The sequence below is a fragment of the Helicobacter pametensis ATCC 51478 genome (assembly GCF_000518225.1).
GTDB lineage: Bacteria > Campylobacterota > Campylobacteria > Campylobacterales > Helicobacteraceae > Helicobacter_G > Helicobacter_G pametensis.
This window is the reverse complement of record NZ_JADE01000006.1, coordinates 28,016-45,583: the sequence shown is the minus strand read 5'-3', so window position 1 is coordinate 45,583 and position 17,568 is coordinate 28,016. Positions and strand designations below refer to the sequence as shown.

Sequence of the window (17,568 nt, the reverse complement as noted above, 5' to 3'; positions counted from 1 at the left end):
ATTACTTGCCCTCTTTCTTAGTTTTTTGCTGGCTAGAAGCCATAGCTACTTCTACAAAAATGTGAGAAGTTGGTTTGCGAATCGGTGTTGCACGACCTCTTGCTCTTGGCATAAAGCGTCTCAACACTGGACCAGCATCAACGCGACAAGATTTCACAATCACAGACTGAGGCTCATATCCTCCATTTGCAACAGCTGAAGCAATCACTTTTGAAATTACTTTTGCTGCCTTATTTGGAGTGAATTCAAGAGAAGCCAATGCAAGCTCAGCATTCATCCCTTGCACCTCTCTTGCTACAAGTCTAGCCTTGGTTGGAGAAAGTCTGATGTATCTCAATAATGCTTTACTCATTTGCCTTCTCCTTACTTACCAATTTTTTTCTGGACACTACCCTTGTGTCCTTTAAAAGTTCGCGTTGGAGCAAATTCTCCAAGCTTGTATCCCACATGATTCTCTGTCACATATACAGGCACAAATGCACGACCATTATGTACATTGAAAGTCAAGCCAATCATATCAGGCAAAATCATACTTCTGCGTGACCAAGTCTTGATGGGCTTATTGTCTTTTGCTTCCTTTGCCTTTTGAACCTTCTTAAATAAGCTTTCATCTACAAAAGGACCCTTTTTTACTGATCTAGCCATATCTTATCCTTACTTCTTTCTTCTTGAAATAATCAAGCGATCACTTGCTTTTTTGCGTCTAGTCTTGTATCCCTTAGCTGGTGTTCCCCATGGAGAAACAGGATGACCACTTGAACCTGTTTTTCCTTCACCTCCACCATGTGGGTGATCAACTGGGTTCATAGCACTTCCTCTAGTTTGAGGACGGATTCCTCTATGACGATTGCGTCCTGCTTTACCAATTGAAATATTGATAAAATCTTCATTTCCAACAACACCAATGCTTGCCATACATTCATCCAAGATGTATCTCATCTCGCCACTTGGCATTCTAAGCGTTGTATATTTTCCTTCTCTACCCATAATTTGCGCACTTGCACCAGCACTTCTAGCAAGCTGACCTCCAGCTCCTGGATGCATCTCGATGTTATGCACGATTGTTCCGATAGGGATATTTTTGAGTTTCATCGCAAAACCAACCTTGATATCCAAACCACCCTCTGCTGAGATCACAGCATCACCCACATTCAAACCACTTGGACGAATAATGTATCTTTTCTCTCCATCAGGATAAACAATCAACGCAATGCGACAGTTTCTATATGGATCGTATTCAATCGCTGCAACTCTTCCTTCGATATTAAACTTATTGCGTTTAAAATCAATGATTCGATAAAGCTTCTTTGCTCCACCTTCTTTGTGTCGACTTGTGATTCGACCATTATTGTTTCTTCCTGCACTTACGGGAAGTTTGATAAGCAAACTTCTAACACTTGGCTTAGATGTAATATCTTTTGAGCTAAGGTTAGACATAAATCGCCTACTAGGCGTATAAGGTTTGTAAGTTTTAATCGCCATCTAATCCTCCTCTACACTGCCAAAGAATCGATCTTTGCACCCTCTGGCATCTTCACATAAAATTTCTTATAAGATGCTCTCTTGCCCTCTCGACCCTTAAATCTTTTGACTTTTCCATTTTGTTTCAAAGAGTTGATTCGCTCTGGGACAAAACCAAAATACTCTTTGAATACCTGCTTGAGCTGATTCTTGCTTACTTTTGTAGAAGTTTGCACCACAAGCACGCCACTCTCTTGGAGTGAAAGAGACTTCTCTGTGTACAAAATTGATTTGATATCTGTAATATCTGCCATTGCCTTAGCCCTCCTTCACAATCTCATCAAAGACTGCTTTCTCGATCACAACAGATCTAAACGCAGCAACTAAATACGCATTAAGCTCATTGGAATCTGCCAAATAGCAACTTCTCAAATTTCTATAAGCCAAGAATGTTGGCTCATCACTCATTTGAGAGACAAAAAGCGTACTTCTTTCATTAAGGCTTTTAAATGCTTTGAAAGCATCTTTTGTCTTTCCACTAGCGATTGCCACAGAATCTACGACATAAAGCTTTCCAGCCTCAGCCTTTTGCTTCAATGCAAACTCCAAAGCCAATCTCTTTTGTTTTTTGTTGATTTTGAGATTGTAGTTCTTATTGTTGCTTGGTCCATGAGAAACCCCTCCGCCTACAAATACTGGAGAAGTGATACTTCCTGCTCTCGCGCGACCGCCACCTTTTTGAGCCCAAGGTTTTTTGCCTCCTCCACTCACATCTCCTCTAGTCTTAGCATGCGCACTATTTGCACGCAAAGAAGCAAGATAAGACTTGACATAGAGATAGAGATTGTGCTCATTGATCTCTTTGTATCTTTCAGGCAACGCAATTTCGCTTGTTTTTTTCATTTGAGAATCTAAAACTAATGCTTTCATCACTCACCTATCCTATTACTTTGATTTTTCCGTATGCATTGTTAAACCCTGCAACAGAACCCTTAAGAACCAAAATCCCGCTTTCGCTATCAAAAGACATGATCTCATTTCTTACACTGACTTGCTCATTTCCATAGTGTCCTGCCATCTTCTTCCCTGGCTGAACGCGTCCTGGCCATTCGCGGTTACCAATAGATCCAAGTCTTCTGTGGAATCGACTACCATGAGCTGCTGGACCACCTTGGAAATTCCATCGCTTCATCGCACCGCTAAATCCTCGACCCTTTGTTTTGAAAGTGCTTTTGACCACTTTTCCTGCACTCAAAGACTCAGTTTGCAAATCACCCACTTCTTGATTGCTAACTTCAAGTGTTGCAAAACGATTGAACTCTTTGCTGAGTCCATACTTTTTTTGTTGCCCCTCAATGGCTTTATTGATTTCTTTTCCTTGAGCATAGGCAACCAACGCTTTTCCATCTTCACGCAAGCTGCATACTTTTGCATTCAAAACTTTCAAAAGTGTTACAGCAGTGCTTGAAGTTCCGACTGTTCGGCTCATACCAATTTTTTGAACGATAAATTCCATTTAAACACCCTTAAAACACTTAATTTTTACCCATAGAAATGACTTCTACATCAACTTCTGGAGCCAAATCCAAACTCATTAGACTATCCACAGTATCAGGAGTTGCAGACATAATGTCTATGATTCTGCTGTGGATTCTAATTTCAAATTGCTCTCTAGAATCTTTGTTGATGTGTGGCGATCGAAGCACTGTATATCTTCTCTTTTTGGTTGGTAGAGGAATAGGTCCTTTGATCTCTGAACCCGTTCTTTTGACCGCATCAACGATAGACACGACAGATCTATCAAGCACTCTATGATCATAAGCTTTGAGCTTTAGTCTAATTTTTTCCATTCATTTTCCTTTGTAAAGAACTCATCAATTTTAGAAATCGATGTTATTTTTGGAAGCTGTGATTATAAGAAAACGCCCTTAAGCTGTCAATGTTTTTGCTCATTTCTAAGATAAAATCAGAAGAATTTATTTCCTTTTTAAAAAGGAAACTTAAAAATAAAATCTTTTGGAGCAAAAATGCACTTTTTCTCACAATTTTTAAGTGAAAAAACTTTTCACACCCTACCTAGAAAAAACCCCATTTTACATCCCAAAACTCTCATCTATGGAGCCCCTAAAAGTGGGAAAACCTCTCTTGCTCTAGATTTTGCACAAAACTCAAATCTTCACCACAAATCCATCATCTACCTTGATCTAAATGACCTACGCATATCACTTGATGAGGCCAAACAAGAGCTTCTTAAACTCTATCTTGAGAAAAAAATCAAACTTCTCATCATAGATCATTTCTCTCCTTCTTTCCCACTTCCCAATATTGACTCTATTCTTCTTATCTCTCATGAACAGATCACACTGCCTGATTTCAAGTCCTACTTTTGCCCACCTCTAACATTTGTAGAATACATTAGCTTTCATTCCAAAAATATCTCCACTGATTCGATGCTCAAAAACTTCATCAAAGATGGCAATCTCCCCCAAATGCCCTCACTCAATGAACATCAAAAAATACAAACCAAGCAAGAGATTCTCAAACTCCATCTCTCTTCAGATCTTTCCCTTTTGATCAAACTCATTCCCTTTCAATCTCAAAAACTCACTATTTTTCAATTCTATACTTTGCTTAAAAAAAATGAAAAAATCTCAAAAGACAAAACCTATCTCTTCATCGAGAAACTACAAAAACAAAGCATTATTTTTTTCATCCCACACATTCTCCCAAATAAGCCCAAAAAGCTCTATTTCTATGATTTTTCCATCCCCAAAACCCTCTCACTCAACCCAATGATTCTCCCAATCCTTGAAAATATGTTTGTGCTTGAGCTGATGGCTTTGGGGAAGGATGTGTATTATGATGATTTTGATTGTTTTGTGCTTCCTGATGTAGGACGATTTCTCTTTGCACCATTTGCTCAAAGAGAAGTCATTCAAAAAAAGCTCTCTAAAATGGCTCAAAAAAACTCCAATGATCTTCAAAATCTCAAAATCATCACACTGGATTTTTCAGATTCTAGCATCACTCATGGGATCAACTGGGAGGCACTAAGCTTTGTAGAATTTGTGCTAGGAGGAGTGGAATAGATCAAAAATAATCACTAAAATAAGCCTTGCCCTCAGGCAGAAGTTCCTCCAAAATCTCAATCACTTCAAGATCAGTCTCAAGGCGTCCGATGTTTTTCAAATACATGGGTCTCTTATATCCCAAAAGCATTGTTGTGAGGGTTTGGATATCTAAAGAGACCTCTTTTTCTACACAAGAGAGATCATCGCTTATCGATAGTTTTTTGCAATCAAAGACAAAAGATTTGTGATTCCACTCAAGAAGCGGATCTCGCACATGAAAAAGGATCTTGCCCTGATAATTTGTGCGATCAAAAGGGTATTTCTCAAAAAACATAGACACATCAACGATTCTAGCCATAATATATGGAGTGATCATCTCTTGTATATCCCCATCTTCTAGCAAAAAACTCAAGCTTTCATTTGTGTAGTTTGATCCCCTCAACTCATCAAACATACTTCTATGAGCTTTGATGTATTCCCACAATCCCATATGCGCCTCTGTATCAAGATACACCATTTCTTTAAGCCAAAAGACATCATTCTCTATGAGATACACGATATATCCTCTAGCGCGATTGTGCAAATCATAATAAATCGCAACACTCTCATCCTCACTATCCCATCTCCAATACTCATCCCAAGCCAATTGATCTCGTATCAAACATCCATGAGTTTGTCTAGCAAAAAGATTATGTAATACCAATAAATCAGGATGAGTTTGAGCAACTCTCCTGATGCGTCCATGTGTGGGTATGGTTTTTGGCAATTGCGTATCTTTGAGTTTGAAAGTCATTTTATCTGATGCGATTTCCCATCCCCTAGATCGATAATATGGGATTGAGTAAGGATACAGACATGAAATACTTTGTTGATTTTTTCGCATATGATTGAGGGCTTCTTGCATCAATCTTTTCATCAACCCAAGATTAGAATACTCAGGATAAGTCGCAACTCCAGTGATCCCACACATAGAATAAATTTTTCCATAGATATTCATACGCATAGGATAGAGGGCGATCTGTGAGACAAGATTGTTGTTGTCAAAAAATCCTAATACCTTCGCTTTTTCTAAGATTGGAGTTTTGGACTGCTTGATTTCTTCGCTATTCCAACCGCTTTTGAACAAATCATTTTTGCTCACTTGAAAGGCATATTTGAGAAGCTTGTTGAACTCTTCTAGATCCCGAATCGTCAATAATTTCAATTGCAAATTTTCGATTATTTTTTCTCTCTTCATCTGAGCATCTCTCATAAAAAATCATAAAATTTTACAAAATAAACCAATTTGGAAAGAAAATGATCTGTGGAATCGATGAGGCTGGGAGAGGATGTGTGGGTGGAAGTCTTTTTGTCTGCGGGATTGCCTATGAAGATGAGCTGATCCCATCACTCTCACATCTCCCCATCAAAGATAGTAAAAAGCTCTCAAAATCTCAAAGAGAACAGATTGCTCTATTCCTCTTATCCAGCAATCAGCTCATCTATCATATCGCCAAAAAAGAAGCTCAAGAAATCGATGCAAAAGGCCTCAGTCAATGCCTCAAAGAAGCCCTTGAAGAGGTGATGGAATCAGTCTTTCAAAAATACAATATCACAAAATTCATCTATGATGGCAACTCGACATTCAAAGCCCAGCCTCCCCTCTTTGTCCCACTTGAGACACTCATCAAAGGAGATGCTCTCATCCATCAAATCTCATCAGCCTCAATCTTAGCTAAATATGCCAAAGACCAAGAATGCCAAGAGATTCACACACTCTATCCTCAATATGGCTTTTTAAATCACAGCGGATACTGCACCCAAGAACACAAGATCAAAATCAAAGAACTCGGCTACACCCCCTTTCATCGCAAGAGTTTTAGAATCTAATCCTATCCCCCCCCCCCTCTTTTTTCATCTTTTCTTCCATCATCACATCCACAAGATAAGTTTTCTTGTTGCTCGCATATTCCTCGCAATCTCGATACGATTTTTAGATCTTTGATCTGCATCAAGTCTTCGATGATAGATTTAAGAACACAGAGGGGATTAAGCAAGAATCAAATGCGACACAGCAGATCAAAAGCTATGCTTCACAAGATAAACCCCACATTCCAAGTGATGAGTATAAGGAAACTGATCAAAAAGAGTGATTTTTGAGATTCTGTGAGTTTTGCCCAAGATCTCTAGATCCTGCTTAAGACTCAGAGGATTGCATGAAATATAGATGATATGCTCATATTGCCCCATAAATTCAAGCATTTTTTTATCTCCCACTCCACTTCTAGGAGGATCAATCAGTAGATGAGTGAAATGATAGTCTCCTAGATCCACACCCCTAAGTCGATTAAACTCTCGCTTCAAGCTCAATGCCTCGATACTCTCTTCCCCACTAAGCCTTGCACAAAAGACATTTTTGATGCCATTGAGCTCAAGGTTTTGATGGAGGGCTTTGATGGAAGACTTAGCCACTTCGGTGGCAAAGACTTTTTCAAATTTATGACTTAATGGGATCGTGAAATTCCCCCCACCACAATAAAGCTCCAGCAAATCTTTTGCATCCTCTCCCACACAAGAGAGTGCAAATTCGATCATTTTGGCATTCACATAAGGATTGGGCTGAGAAAATCCATTGTCATATCTAAGGAAATGATATGTTTGTCCCCCTGCATTCACCTCATCTCTTAGCCCATCTTCTCCCAAAAGGATCTTTTGTCCCCTTGATCGCCCAATGATTTGCACACCTAATCTTTGAGCCAATCCTCTTGCCCCTTCTTCCCATACTTCATCAAGTCTGCGATGATAAATCAATGTCAGCAAACACTCATCATTAACACCCCCCATGATCTCCACACCAAAAAGCTTTTGAGCAAATTCAGGGCAAAGATTCAAATCCTCCATCAAAGATGACAGCACCCTTTGTAATGAAGGCAAAAGAATGGGGCAATTTTGGATAATGATGGGCTTTTTGGATGCAAACATTGCCAAATGAAGCCCATGTTCATCTCTAAAAATTCTAAATTCCCCCCTTGAGCGATAACCATTCACAGGGCTTGTCGCAATTTCTTGATATTGCGGTAGATCAAGGTTTTGAAATGCTCGAATCTTCAAAGCAAGCTGATCTTGATAATCTATGGGGAGAGAACATCCTCCACATACCCCCCAATGCTCACACTTCAAATGCCCTCCTTATAAAAAGTCGCTGCCCCAGGCCCAAGCGGTAAGCCCAATACAAAGACCCAAATATAGAGCAACGCACACCATCCAATCAAAAAAGTCACAGAATAAGGAAACATCATAGAGATCATCGTTCCCATCTTAATGTCTTTTTTATACTTCATCGCTGCCACCAAAATCACGGGGAGATAAGCAAGGAGTGGCGTGATGATATTGGTCACAGAATCACCGATTCTATAGGCTGCTTGAATGACCTCTGGAGAATAACCCAAAAGCATAAGCATGGGCACAAAAATGGGTGCTAGTAGTGCCCATTGGGCTGATGCTGAAGCGATCATGAGATTGATAGAAGCGCTAATGAGTACAAATCCTATGAGCAACAATCCTGCATTTAAATCCAATTCTTTCAAAAAGCTTGCTCCCTTGATTGCCAAAAATGGCCCAAACTGACTCCATGAAAAAAGAGCGATAAATTGAGCAGCAAAGAAAATGATCACCAAATACATCCCCATAGATTTCATACTCTCTGCCATAGCCTTGAGCACATCTTCTGATCGCCTAAATGCTTTCAAGACATATCCATACACAATCCCAGGAATTGCAAAACCAAAGAATACAAAGAAAATAATGCCTTGAAAAAATGGCGATCCGATCAGAGATCCTGTCGTTGGGTTTCTAAGGGGACTTGAGGCAGGCAAGATCAGAGCCAAAATCACTCCAACAAAAAGCAATAGACTCAAAAAGGCAAAAAATAAGGCTCTTTTTTCCTCTTTTCTTAGATCTTTGCTTGGATTGTCCTCTGCTCCATAGCCTTCATATTTTCCCACTTCATATTTTCCCAATCTTGGCTCAATAATTTTTTCAGTCACCAAATATCCCAAAAAAGTGATCACAAAAGTACTCACAAACATAAAATACCAATTTGCCTCAACTCCAACTACATAAGAAGGATCGATGATCCTTGCTGCCTGCTGAGTGATCCCTGAGATGATTGGATCTAGTGTTCCGATCAATAAATTAGCACTATATCCACCACTCACGCCAGCAAAGGCAGCAGCAATTCCTGCCAAAGGATGTCGCCCAAGGGAGTGAAAAATCATCGCAGCAAGAGGGATGAGGATCACATATCCCACATCTGAGGCAAGGTTAGACATAATGCCTGCAAAAACCACAATAGGAGTGATGAGCTTCTTGGGAGAATTCAGGACGACAATGCGAATGGCTGCTGATAAGAATCCAGAAGCTTCAGCGATCCCCACACCAAGCATCGCAATCAAAACAGATCCAAGCGGAGGAAAATTTGAAAAATTTTTGACTAGATTTGTGGCGATATACACAAGTCCATCCCAACTCAAAAGACTTACAATCGCAATTTGTTTGGTCAAATCTCTAGGATCAGTGACTGAAAGCCCCAGATGATGAGCAATGGCTGATGCGAAAATCAAAGCAAGGATCAACAGCACAAACAATATTGCAGGATGTGGCAGAACATTGCCAATTTTTTCCAAAAAATCTAGGAATCCAAAACGCTTTCTTGTCACAATCTCTCCTTATTCAAAACCTTTAGTCTTTGCAATTCTGCGAATGCCAAATCAAATTCTCAAAGCTATCTAAAACCAGCGACGAGATTCCCTACAAGCAGATTAAATCCATCCACAAGCACAAACACCAAAATTTTAAAAGGGAGTGAAATCATCACAGGAGGCAACATCATCATCCCCATCGCCATCAAAATAGAGCTCACCACCATATCAATCACCAAAAACGGCAGATAGAGCAAAAATCCGATCTGAAAAGCAGTCTTAAGCTCACTAATCAAAAAAGCAGGAATCAAAGTCGTCAAAGGCACATCATCCACGCTATTTGGATTCTCAATCCCACGGATTCTATAAAACAATGCCAAATCCTTCTCGCGCGTATTTTGCAGCATAAATTCCTTAAATGGTTTGACACCTCTCTCAAATGCCACCTCATAGGAGATTTGTTTCTCAATATAGGGACTGATCCCCTCTTCATAAGCCTTCCTTGCTGTTGGCTCCATGATGAAGAAAGTCAGAATCAGCGCAAGGCTTACAAGCACTTGAGCGGGGGGAGTTTGTTGTGTTCCCAGTGCTGTTCTCAAAAAAGCAAAGACAATCACGATGCGCGTAAAGCTTGTCATCACTAAGATAAGCGATGGCGCAAGCACAAGCAAAGTCATCACGATCACAACATTGAGCGTATTGACCAGTTCTTGAGGCTCATTAGGCGCACTCAAAGAGAGATTCACTGTAGGAATCTGCGTTTGTGCATAAACAAAAACTCCAAAAACAAGCATGAAGAATAGTTTTTTCAAGCCTAGTATCCTGTGTGCTAAGATAAGAATCAAATTTCAAATCTTTGATTATAGCTTCCTTTTTCCCTCAAAAAGGAGTTTGTGATAGAATCTTTTATAATGAAATCATCGCTTAAGGAATGATATGAATCTCTCAGTAGTTATCCTAGCTGCCGGAAGTGGCACTAGAATGAAATCTGATACACCCAAGGTACTTCACAAAATTTGTGGTGAAGAGTTATTGTTTTATAGCATTGAGTGTGCATTGGAGCTTAGCGATGATGTGCATATCATCCTCTATCATCAGGCTGATAAGATTCGACAGGTCTGTGAGCAGCGTTTCCCTAGCACACTCTCATTTCACATCCAAGATCATGCCAATTTTCCTGGCACAGGAGGGGCACTTCTTCAAGATAAAAAACTTCTTTCAACAAAATACCCCAAGCTTCTTATTCTAAATGGAGATATGCCACTGATCACTCCCTCCTCACTTACGCCTTTTTTCTCCAACTCACCCATTAGCATGGGTGTGATTCACAGCTCAAACCCCTTTGGCTATGGACGCGTGATCCTCAAGGAAGGAAGGGTGCAAAAAATCATAGAAGAAAAAGATGCCACCCAAGATGAGAAAGAAGTCTGCACAATCAATTCTGGCATATATTGCTTTGATCGTGATGTTTTAGAATCCTATCTTCCCAAACTCAGCAATCAAAATGCCCAAAAAGAATACTATCTTACCGATGTGATTAAATTTGCCTCACAAGATGAGATCTCCATCTCAAGCATTGATGTGAGCGAAGAAGAGTTTAGTGGAATCAATGACAAATCTCAACTTGCTCAAGCCCAAGAGATTATGCTTAATCGCTTAAGAAAAAAAGCCATGAAAGATGGGGTGATTATGCACTTACCTCACACAATCTATCTTGAAAAAAGCGTGAGATTTGAGGGAGAGTGTGAAATCGAGCAAGGTGTGCAACTTTTGGGTAAAACTTTGATTCAAAATTCTCACATCAAAGCTCATAGTGTCATCAGAGATTCTCAAATCATCTCAAGCGATATTGGACCCATGGCACATATCCGCCCAAAGTGCAGAATAGAAAATTCCCATATTGGCAACTTTGTAGAAGTCAAAAATTCCCATCTTAGTGGTATAAAAGCAGGGCATTTGAGCTACCTTGGAGATAGTGAAATTGGTGAAGGAAGCAATATTGGTGCTGGAGTCATCACTTGCAATTATGATGGCAAGACTAAGCACAAAACACTCATTGGCAAAAATGTATTTGTAGGCTCTGATTGTCAGCTCATCGCTCCACTCAAACTTGCTGATCACACGCTCATTGGGGCAGGAAGCACAGTGAGAAAAGACTCTAAAGAAGGAGATCTAGTCATCTCAAGAAGTGATCAAAAAAATATCGCAGATGGATTTTTTATGTTTTTTAAGGAGAAAAAATGAACAAAATTCCTGTTGGAATCATTGGAGTCAGTGGATACACGGGTTTGGAGCTTATCAAGCTCTTACTCTCTCATCCCATCTTTGAAATCGCCTATCTTGGAGGATCTTCAGAAGAAGAGATTCACTCTATCCATCCCTCGCTTTTGGGTGTTTTTTCTCAAGAAGTTCAAGAAAGCGATTGTAAAAGCATTGCATCCAGATGCAAGCTTGTATTTTTGGCACTACCTCACAAAAGTGCCATGGAATATGCCCAAAAACTCCTTGAACTTGGAGTAAAGGTTGTTGATCTATCTGCTGATTACCGTTTGAGTTTGGAAAACTATGAGACCAATTACTGCCCCCATCTTGATCCCAAAAATCTAGCACATGCTATCTATGGACTTCCTGAGTGGAATGTCCAGCAAATCAAACAAGCCTCTTTGGTTGCCAATCCTGGATGTTATCCCACAGCCACACTTTTGGGAATCCTGCCTTTTATCTCAAAAATCGATGGAGAAAGCATTTTTGTAGATGCCAAAAGTGGAGTGAGCGGTGCGGGCAAAAATCCAAGCCCAACAAGCCATTACAGCAGAATCAATGAAAATCTTTTTGCCTACTCTCCACTCAATCATCGCCATCAAATTGAAATAGAAGAAAAGATTCAGCACTTTGGCAATCATTCTCTGCAAGTCAATTTTGTCCCCCATCTTTGCCCTTTCACTCGCGGGATGCTCGTGAGTATCTATGCTAAACTCAAAGCTCCACTTGATCCCATAGAAGTCCTCACACAAGCCTATGATTCTCACCCTTTTATCCGTATTCGATCCACGCCACCAGAAGTCAAATATGTCAGTGGCACACATTTTTGTGATATTTTTGCCAAGGTTTTGGGAAGAGATTTATTTATCAGTAGTAGCATTGACAATCTCTTAAGAGGTGCAAGCTCCCAAGCCCTAGTCAATGCCAATCTCATGTTTGATCTCCCTCAAGAACTTGGAATCCCAAAGATTGCCTATGTCCCTTGATCTCAATCCTGATGCGATTTTGATTGCCGATTCTCACTTTAGTGCAAAAGCTAGAGGAATTTTGGATTATTTAGACCTACTTTTAGATTCCCCTCCAAGCCAACTTATTCTTATGGGAGATATCGCTCAAGTTCTTTTGGGCAATCTCAAAAGTAGCATCAAAAGTAACCTATCTCTCCTCACAGCCCTAAATCGACTTGAAACAAAAGGCGTGCAAATCATTTGGTTTGAGGGAAATCATGACTTTTTCCTCCATCACATCAAGCAAACCAAACTTCTCAAACAAACTATATTTATCCCACGCACAAAGCAGCCCACTCTTTGCGCCTATCAAAACAAATCCTATCTCCTTGCACATGGAGATCTCTTCCTCTCATCCAAATACGAGCTCTATATCAAAACTCTCACAAATATTCCAAAACTATTGCAAGTCATCGATTATTTAAGTGCTGGAGAGATTTATCTTGAAATTGAGAGCAAACTTACCAACAAACCCATCAAACAGCATCCTTTTCATTTTTTTGAATTTGCATCAAGCCGTATTGAAGCCTACAAAGAATATAGCCCGACCCCCTTTGATGGCATCATAGAAGGACACTTTCATATAGGTAAAAAACTTGAACTCTATGGAATCCAATACATCTCCCTTCCCTCCTTCTATTTTGAACCCAAGGGAATTGAAATCCAAACAGTTTTGAAATAAATCTATAATTACCCAAAAACTACAATGATCAGAGGTCAGTCTATGGATGAAATGCAAGAAATTCTTGAAGATTTTTTAGTTGAAAGTTTTGAGCTAGTTGAACAGCTTGATCAAGATCTCATCGAACTAGAAGCACATCCAAGAGATTTAGAACTCCTCAATCGTATTTTTAGAATCGCACATACAATCAAAGGCTCAAGTTCCTTTTTGGGATTTGAATTTCTTACACGCCTCACACACAATATGGAGGATGTCCTCAATCAAGCCAGAAAAGGAGATCTGGCCATCACCCATCAAGTGATGGATATTATCTTGGAATCCACTGATTGTATGAAAATGCTTCTTGAAGAGATCAAACAAAGCGGCAAAGACAATCACAGCTCTGATATCCAGCCCATCATCACAAAACTTCAAGCCATCTCTAATCAATCTATCCAAGAAATAAATCTCACTCAAGAAATCCCACAATCAATCCAAGCAGAGGAAGAAGACTATTCTCATCTATCTGAAGAAGAAGTTGAAGCAGAGATAGAGCGACTACTTAAAGAGCGTCAAGAGCTGGATCGTCAAAAGCGCCAAAACAAACAAAAAATCCAACAACCCCCAACCACAACACCTCACATAGAACAATCAGATGACAAAATGCCAAGCACTATGATTGAGCAAACTGTGCGCGTTGATGTCAAGAGATTAGATCACCTCATGAATCTAATTGGAGAGCTTGTGCTAAGCAAAAATCGCCTTTTGAGAATCCATGGCGATATCAATGATAGGCGCAATAATGCAACACTGAGTGATGAACTCAATCAAATCGTAAGCTCCATCTCCACAGTCACCACAGATCTTCAACTTGCTGTGATGAAGACAAGAATGCTTCCCATTGTCAAAGTATTTAGCAAATTTCCCCGTATGGTGAGGGATTTGGCACGAGAACTCAACAAACAGATTGAATTGGTCATAAGTGGAGAAGAAACAGAGCTTGATAAATCCATCATTGAAGAGATTGGGGATCCCTTGGTGCATATCATCAGAAACTCTTGTGATCATGGCATCGAACCCCCCAAAGAACGATTGCAAAATGGCAAAAGCGAGATGGGCAAGATTCAACTCAAAGCCTACAACGAAGGTAATCATATCGTCATTGAAATTCAAGATGATGGAAAAGGACTAGATCCTGAAATACTCAAATCCAAAGCTCTTGAAAAAGATTTGATTAACAAACACGATGCAGCCAATATGACAGATCAGGATGCCTTCTCACTGATTTTCAAAGCAGGCTTCTCTACAGCATCTACTCTGACCAATATCTCTGGGCGAGGAGTAGGAATGGATGTCGTCAAATCCAACATCGAAAAACTCAATGGAATCATCGATATCGAATCAAAACCCAAACTTGGCACGACACTCAAGCTCAAAATCCCTCTCACACTAGCCATCATTCAAGCTCTCATCATCAGTCTTCAAGATGAATTTTATGCCATCCCACTTTCTTCTGTTCTTGAAACCATCAAAATTTCTCAAGTAGAGATTTATACCATCGATGGCAAAAGCGTTTTAAAGCTTAGAAATGAAGTTCTCCCGCTGGTGCATATGGCAGATCTCTTTCAGATTGAAAATGATTTTGGAAGAGCAAGGGAATTCTATGTCGTCATCATCGGCCTAGCCAACCAAAAGATGGGAATCATCGTCGATCATCTCATAGGACAAGAAGAAGTCGTGATTAAATCCTTGGGAGAATATCTCAAAAATATCCAAGGGATTGCTGGAGCAACTGTGCGTGGTGATGGAAAGATTACTTTGATTGTTGATGTAGTGGCAATCATGCAAATGGGGCGAGATACAAAAATCAATCTCTACAAAAAAATTGAAATCAAACAACAAGAACTTTTGCAAAAAAAGCCAAGTGATTTTAAGATTTTGATTGTAGATGACAGCGTGACTTATCGCCATATTGCAAGAGATACTCTCAAAGCTATTGGGATCTCTATCCATGAAGCTAGCGATGGGCTGGAAGCACTTCAAATACTCAAAAAGAATCAAAGTCATTTTGATGCGATTTTGATTGATATTGAGATGCCCAATATGGATGGCTACACCCTTGCCAACCAAATCAGAAAAATCAATCGCTTTAGACACACGCCATTGATTGCCATCACAAATCTAAACTCACGCCATAGCCGTATCAAAGGTGCAGAATCTGGAATGACTGAATACATCACCAAGCCCTATTCCAAAGAATTTCTACTTAAAGTTGTTTGCAAAAGCCTTGAGCTAGATCAGTGAGGAGATCAATATGAATCAAAAAACAATGCAAGAAATTTTTCATCAACAAACCCAACGCCAATCTCAAAAAGAAATCCAAAATCAAACCCTACAGGTCATTGGATTTATCATAGGACATGAAGAATTTGCAATCCCCATTCTCAATATCCAAGAAATCGTCAAGCCATTAGAATACACACGCATTCCTTTTGTGCCTCGCTATGTTTTGGGTGTTTTTAATCTAAGGGGCAATATTCTCCCTCTCATTGATCTGGGTCAAAAATTTGGATTGGAACAAAAAAGCCTTGATGAAGATATGCGTATTTTGGTGATCAAGCATCAGGAGCAAACCATTGGCTTTTTGATTGACAAGCTTACAGAAGCCATTCATCTCAAAGATGATGAGATTGATTATGGTATCACTCAGGGCGATGATCCGATGATTTATGGAATCGGAAAATACAAAGATCGATTGATCACGATTTTAAAAGCAGAGGAATTACTCAAAAGAGACTTTTAGTCTCCCCCTCCCCCTATTTTAAAGCTTAGCTTTTGAAATTTTTATCAATTTCATCAGCAATGATTTGCTTTGTCTTTGGTTCTATGATTCTTGTGCCAACCTCAAGACCATCACGATAAAAAATCAATGTAGGGATCGAGCGAATATTGAGCGCTGCACTCAATTCTTCCTCTATACTAGAATCTACCTTGTAGATCTTAAGCACTCCATCCATTTCTTCACTCAATTCTTTCAAAAATGGCTCAACACGCACGCAATCACGACACCAGCTCGCACCAAAAACAATCAAGCAATTTTCACTCTTGCTCACCTCTTGATAGCGCAATGCATCAATCATCTCTACCATAAAACTCCTTTAAAAGCCAAAGTTAGCAGATATCCCCCAAAGACTAGAACTATACACAATAAGAGAGCCAATCCAAATGCTTTCCCTCCAGACTTGATAAATTTTTTGAAATCAATCTGAAGGCCAAGGGCAGCCATCGCAAAAACAATACAAAGCATGCACAAAAACTTCCCATAAGCAATCAGATCCCCAAAAGTCAATGCCCCAAATAAACTCTGTTCTGAAACTTGGCTCAAATAGGTATTGATGACAATCATTCCAAGAAATGCAAAAGCAAACCAAGGGATTTGAATGGTCTTCTGTGTTTTTCCATACTCATGTGGTTTGTGAGCTTGATCTTTGACAAACAAATAAGTCACAATGAGCAAAAAAGGGACAAGCAAAATCACGCGTGTCATTTTGATAATAATTGCAATATTTGCCGCACTTTGAGAAAACTCACCATTCGCCATATCTTTAGCCATTTCTGCCGCACCAGCGACATTTGCGACCTCATGAAGCACAGCCCCCATCATCACGCCCATTCCATTTGCATCTAGAGCGGGAATCAAACCCATAGCATAAAGGATAGGAAAAAGAAACATTAGGATTAGTCCAAAGATCACAACACTTCCAACAGCAACAACGCCCTTAAAAGAATCTGATTTTAGACTTGATTCCAATGCCAAAACAGCAGCAGCACCACAAATCGCACTTCCAGCTCCCACGAGCATCGAAGTTTCTTTATCCAATCCAAAGAGTCTGGGACCAGCAAATACAGCAAGACTAAAGATTACAACAATCACAATAAGTGAAATCAAAACCCCCCAAATCCCCACCCCAGCAAGCTCAGTCAAAGTCACATTGAATCCATATAAGATAATCCCAAGACGCAGGAGCTTCTTGGCACTAAAATGCACTCCAGCCTGAAGAGTATGCTGATATTTGAAAAAAATGGGAGACAAAAAAGCACCGATGAGAATCGCAAAGGCTGTCGCAGCCAAATGCGTACTATCATGGATAGCTTGATTGCCAGCAAGCAAAATCGAAAGCAAAACAATGGCACCTACAAAGACCAATCCTCTAAAATTAGATGAAATGATGTTGGACCAATGTCTAAAAAATCCCGTTTTTTGATGTGTATGATGTTTCATGTTTATTTCCTCAATTAAAGTAAATGATGATTGGGTAAGACGCGGAGATAATAGAAGTGGTGGCTTGAGGCGGAATCGAACCACCGACACGAAGATTTTCAGTCTTCTGCTCTACCGACTGAGCTATCAAGCCAAATGAAGATGA

At 39.8% G+C, this 17,568-nt stretch carries 20 protein-coding genes and 1 tRNA gene; 7 read left to right on the top strand and 14 right to left on the bottom strand.

All coding sequences use genetic code 11. From position 1 onward, the window contains the following. Window position 1: 1 nt before the first annotated feature. From rplV to rpsJ, 7 genes are read right to left on the bottom strand one after another with little or no spacing between them, the layout of a single operon-like run. Window positions 2–352 carry a 50S ribosomal protein L22 gene (rplV, locus tag T391_RS0100300; RefSeq protein ID WP_027326660.1) on the bottom strand — a complete coding sequence of 117 codons (351 nt, stop codon included), beginning with the start codon at window positions 350–352 and terminating at the stop codon, window positions 2–4. 11 nt (window positions 353–363) lie between these two features. Next, entirely contained in the window at window positions 364–645 is a 282-nt protein-coding gene (rpsS, locus tag T391_RS0100295; protein ID WP_027326659.1) for a 30S ribosomal protein S19, read from the bottom strand. Between the two features lie 9 nt (window positions 646–654). Continuing rightward, a complete protein-coding gene (gene rplB / locus T391_RS0100290) occupies window positions 655–1,482 on the bottom strand; it encodes a 50S ribosomal protein L2 (protein ID WP_027326658.1) in 828 nt (275 codons plus the stop codon). An 11-nt stretch (window positions 1,483–1,493) separates the two neighbouring features. Next, window positions 1,494–1,775, bottom strand: coding sequence for a 50S ribosomal protein L23 (locus T391_RS0100285; protein WP_027326657.1), 282 nt, complete (start codon window positions 1,773–1,775; stop codon window positions 1,494–1,496). 4 nt (window positions 1,776–1,779) lie between these two features. Continuing rightward, complete coding sequence (gene rplD / locus T391_RS0100280) at window positions 1,780–2,394, bottom strand: 50S ribosomal protein L4 (protein WP_027326656.1); 615 nt, start codon at window positions 2,392–2,394, stop codon at window positions 1,780–1,782. A 4-nt stretch (window positions 2,395–2,398) separates the two neighbouring features. Next, entirely contained in the window at window positions 2,399–2,977 is a 579-nt protein-coding gene (rplC, locus tag T391_RS0100275) for a 50S ribosomal protein L3 (protein ID WP_027326655.1), read from the bottom strand. Window positions 2,978–2,996: 19 nt separating this feature from the next. Next, window positions 2,997–3,311, bottom strand: a complete 315-nt coding sequence (gene rpsJ / locus T391_RS0100270) for a 30S ribosomal protein S10 (protein ID WP_027326654.1) — start codon at window positions 3,309–3,311, stop codon at window positions 2,997–2,999. Window positions 3,312–3,488: 177 nt separating this feature from the next. Here rpsJ and T391_RS0100265 point away from each other — a divergent pair, with 177 nt between their 5' ends. After that, entirely contained in the window at window positions 3,489–4,550 is a 1,062-nt protein-coding gene (locus tag T391_RS0100265) for an ATP-binding protein (RefSeq protein WP_027326653.1), read from the top strand. A gap of 1 nt (window position 4,551) precedes the next feature. Here T391_RS0100265 and T391_RS0100260 read toward each other — a convergent pair whose 3' ends face one another. Further along, the gene (locus T391_RS0100260; protein ID WP_233709526.1) at window positions 4,552–5,784 is read right to left on the bottom strand and encodes a GNAT family N-acetyltransferase; all 1,233 of its coding nucleotides are present in this window, start codon (window positions 5,782–5,784) and stop codon (window positions 4,552–4,554) included. Between the two features lie 44 nt (window positions 5,785–5,828). Here T391_RS0100260 and T391_RS0100255 point away from each other — a divergent pair, with 44 nt between their 5' ends. Beyond that, window positions 5,829–6,401 carry a ribonuclease HII gene (locus T391_RS0100255; protein ID WP_027326651.1) on the top strand — a complete coding sequence of 191 codons (573 nt, stop codon included), beginning with the start codon at window positions 5,829–5,831 and terminating at the stop codon, window positions 6,399–6,401. Between the two features lie 189 nt (window positions 6,402–6,590). Here T391_RS0100255 and trmA read toward each other — a convergent pair whose 3' ends face one another. The 3 genes from trmA to fliP all read right to left on the bottom strand — a co-directional run bounded on the left by trmA (window position 6,591) and on the right by fliP (window position 10,005). Continuing rightward, the gene (gene trmA / locus T391_RS0100245) at window positions 6,591–7,691 is read right to left on the bottom strand and encodes a tRNA (uridine(54)-C5)-methyltransferase TrmA (RefSeq protein WP_027326650.1); all 1,101 of its coding nucleotides are present in this window, start codon (window positions 7,689–7,691) and stop codon (window positions 6,591–6,593) included. After that, complete coding sequence (locus T391_RS0100240) at window positions 7,688–9,229, bottom strand: AbgT family transporter (RefSeq protein ID WP_233709527.1); 1,542 nt, start codon at window positions 9,227–9,229, stop codon at window positions 7,688–7,690. Before T391_RS0100240 ends, trmA begins: the two co-directional genes overlap by 4 nt. A 65-nt stretch (window positions 9,230–9,294) precedes the next feature. Further along, window positions 9,295–10,005 (bottom strand): flagellar type III secretion system pore protein FliP, encoded by a 711-nt coding sequence (gene fliP / locus T391_RS0100235; RefSeq protein ID WP_027326648.1) that lies wholly within the window; start codon window positions 10,003–10,005, stop codon window positions 9,295–9,297. Window positions 10,006–10,147: 142 nt separating this feature from the next. Between fliP and glmU the strand changes: the two genes are divergently transcribed. From glmU to T391_RS0100210, 5 genes are read left to right on the top strand one after another with little or no spacing between them, the layout of a single operon-like run. Then, window positions 10,148–11,455, top strand: coding sequence for a bifunctional UDP-N-acetylglucosamine diphosphorylase/glucosamine-1-phosphate N-acetyltransferase GlmU (glmU, locus tag T391_RS0100230; protein WP_027326647.1), 1,308 nt, complete (start codon window positions 10,148–10,150; stop codon window positions 11,453–11,455). Continuing rightward, window positions 11,452–12,459, top strand: a complete 1,008-nt coding sequence (argC, locus tag T391_RS0100225; RefSeq protein ID WP_027326646.1) for an N-acetyl-gamma-glutamyl-phosphate reductase — start codon at window positions 11,452–11,454, stop codon at window positions 12,457–12,459. The genes glmU and argC overlap by 4 nt, the downstream gene beginning before the upstream one ends. Further along, window positions 12,449–13,162 carry a metallophosphoesterase gene (locus T391_RS07450; protein WP_051420489.1) on the top strand — a complete coding sequence of 238 codons (714 nt, stop codon included), beginning with the start codon at window positions 12,449–12,451 and terminating at the stop codon, window positions 13,160–13,162. The genes argC and T391_RS07450 overlap by 11 nt, the downstream gene beginning before the upstream one ends. 42 nt (window positions 13,163–13,204) lie before the next feature. Next, a complete protein-coding gene (locus tag T391_RS0100215) occupies window positions 13,205–15,445 on the top strand; it encodes a chemotaxis protein CheW (RefSeq protein ID WP_027326645.1) in 2,241 nt (746 codons plus the stop codon). A gap of 10 nt (window positions 15,446–15,455) precedes the next feature. Further along, the gene (locus T391_RS0100210; protein ID WP_027326644.1) at window positions 15,456–15,944 is read left to right on the top strand and encodes a chemotaxis protein CheW; all 489 of its coding nucleotides are present in this window, start codon (window positions 15,456–15,458) and stop codon (window positions 15,942–15,944) included. 25 nt (window positions 15,945–15,969) lie between these two features. On the opposite strand, the gene T391_RS0100205 is transcribed toward T391_RS0100210, so the two are convergent. From T391_RS0100205 to T391_RS0100195, 3 genes are all read right to left on the bottom strand, one after another. Further along, entirely contained in the window at window positions 15,970–16,290 is a 321-nt protein-coding gene (locus T391_RS0100205) for a thioredoxin family protein (protein WP_027326643.1), read from the bottom strand. Beyond that, complete coding sequence (locus T391_RS0100200) at window positions 16,284–17,423, bottom strand: YeiH family protein (RefSeq protein WP_051420488.1); 1,140 nt, start codon at window positions 17,421–17,423, stop codon at window positions 16,284–16,286. The genes T391_RS0100205 and T391_RS0100200 overlap by 7 nt, the downstream gene beginning before the upstream one ends. Window positions 17,424–17,480: 57 nt before the next feature. Next, window positions 17,481–17,556, bottom strand: a tRNA-Phe gene (locus T391_RS0100195). Window positions 17,557–17,568: the final 12 nt, after the last annotated feature.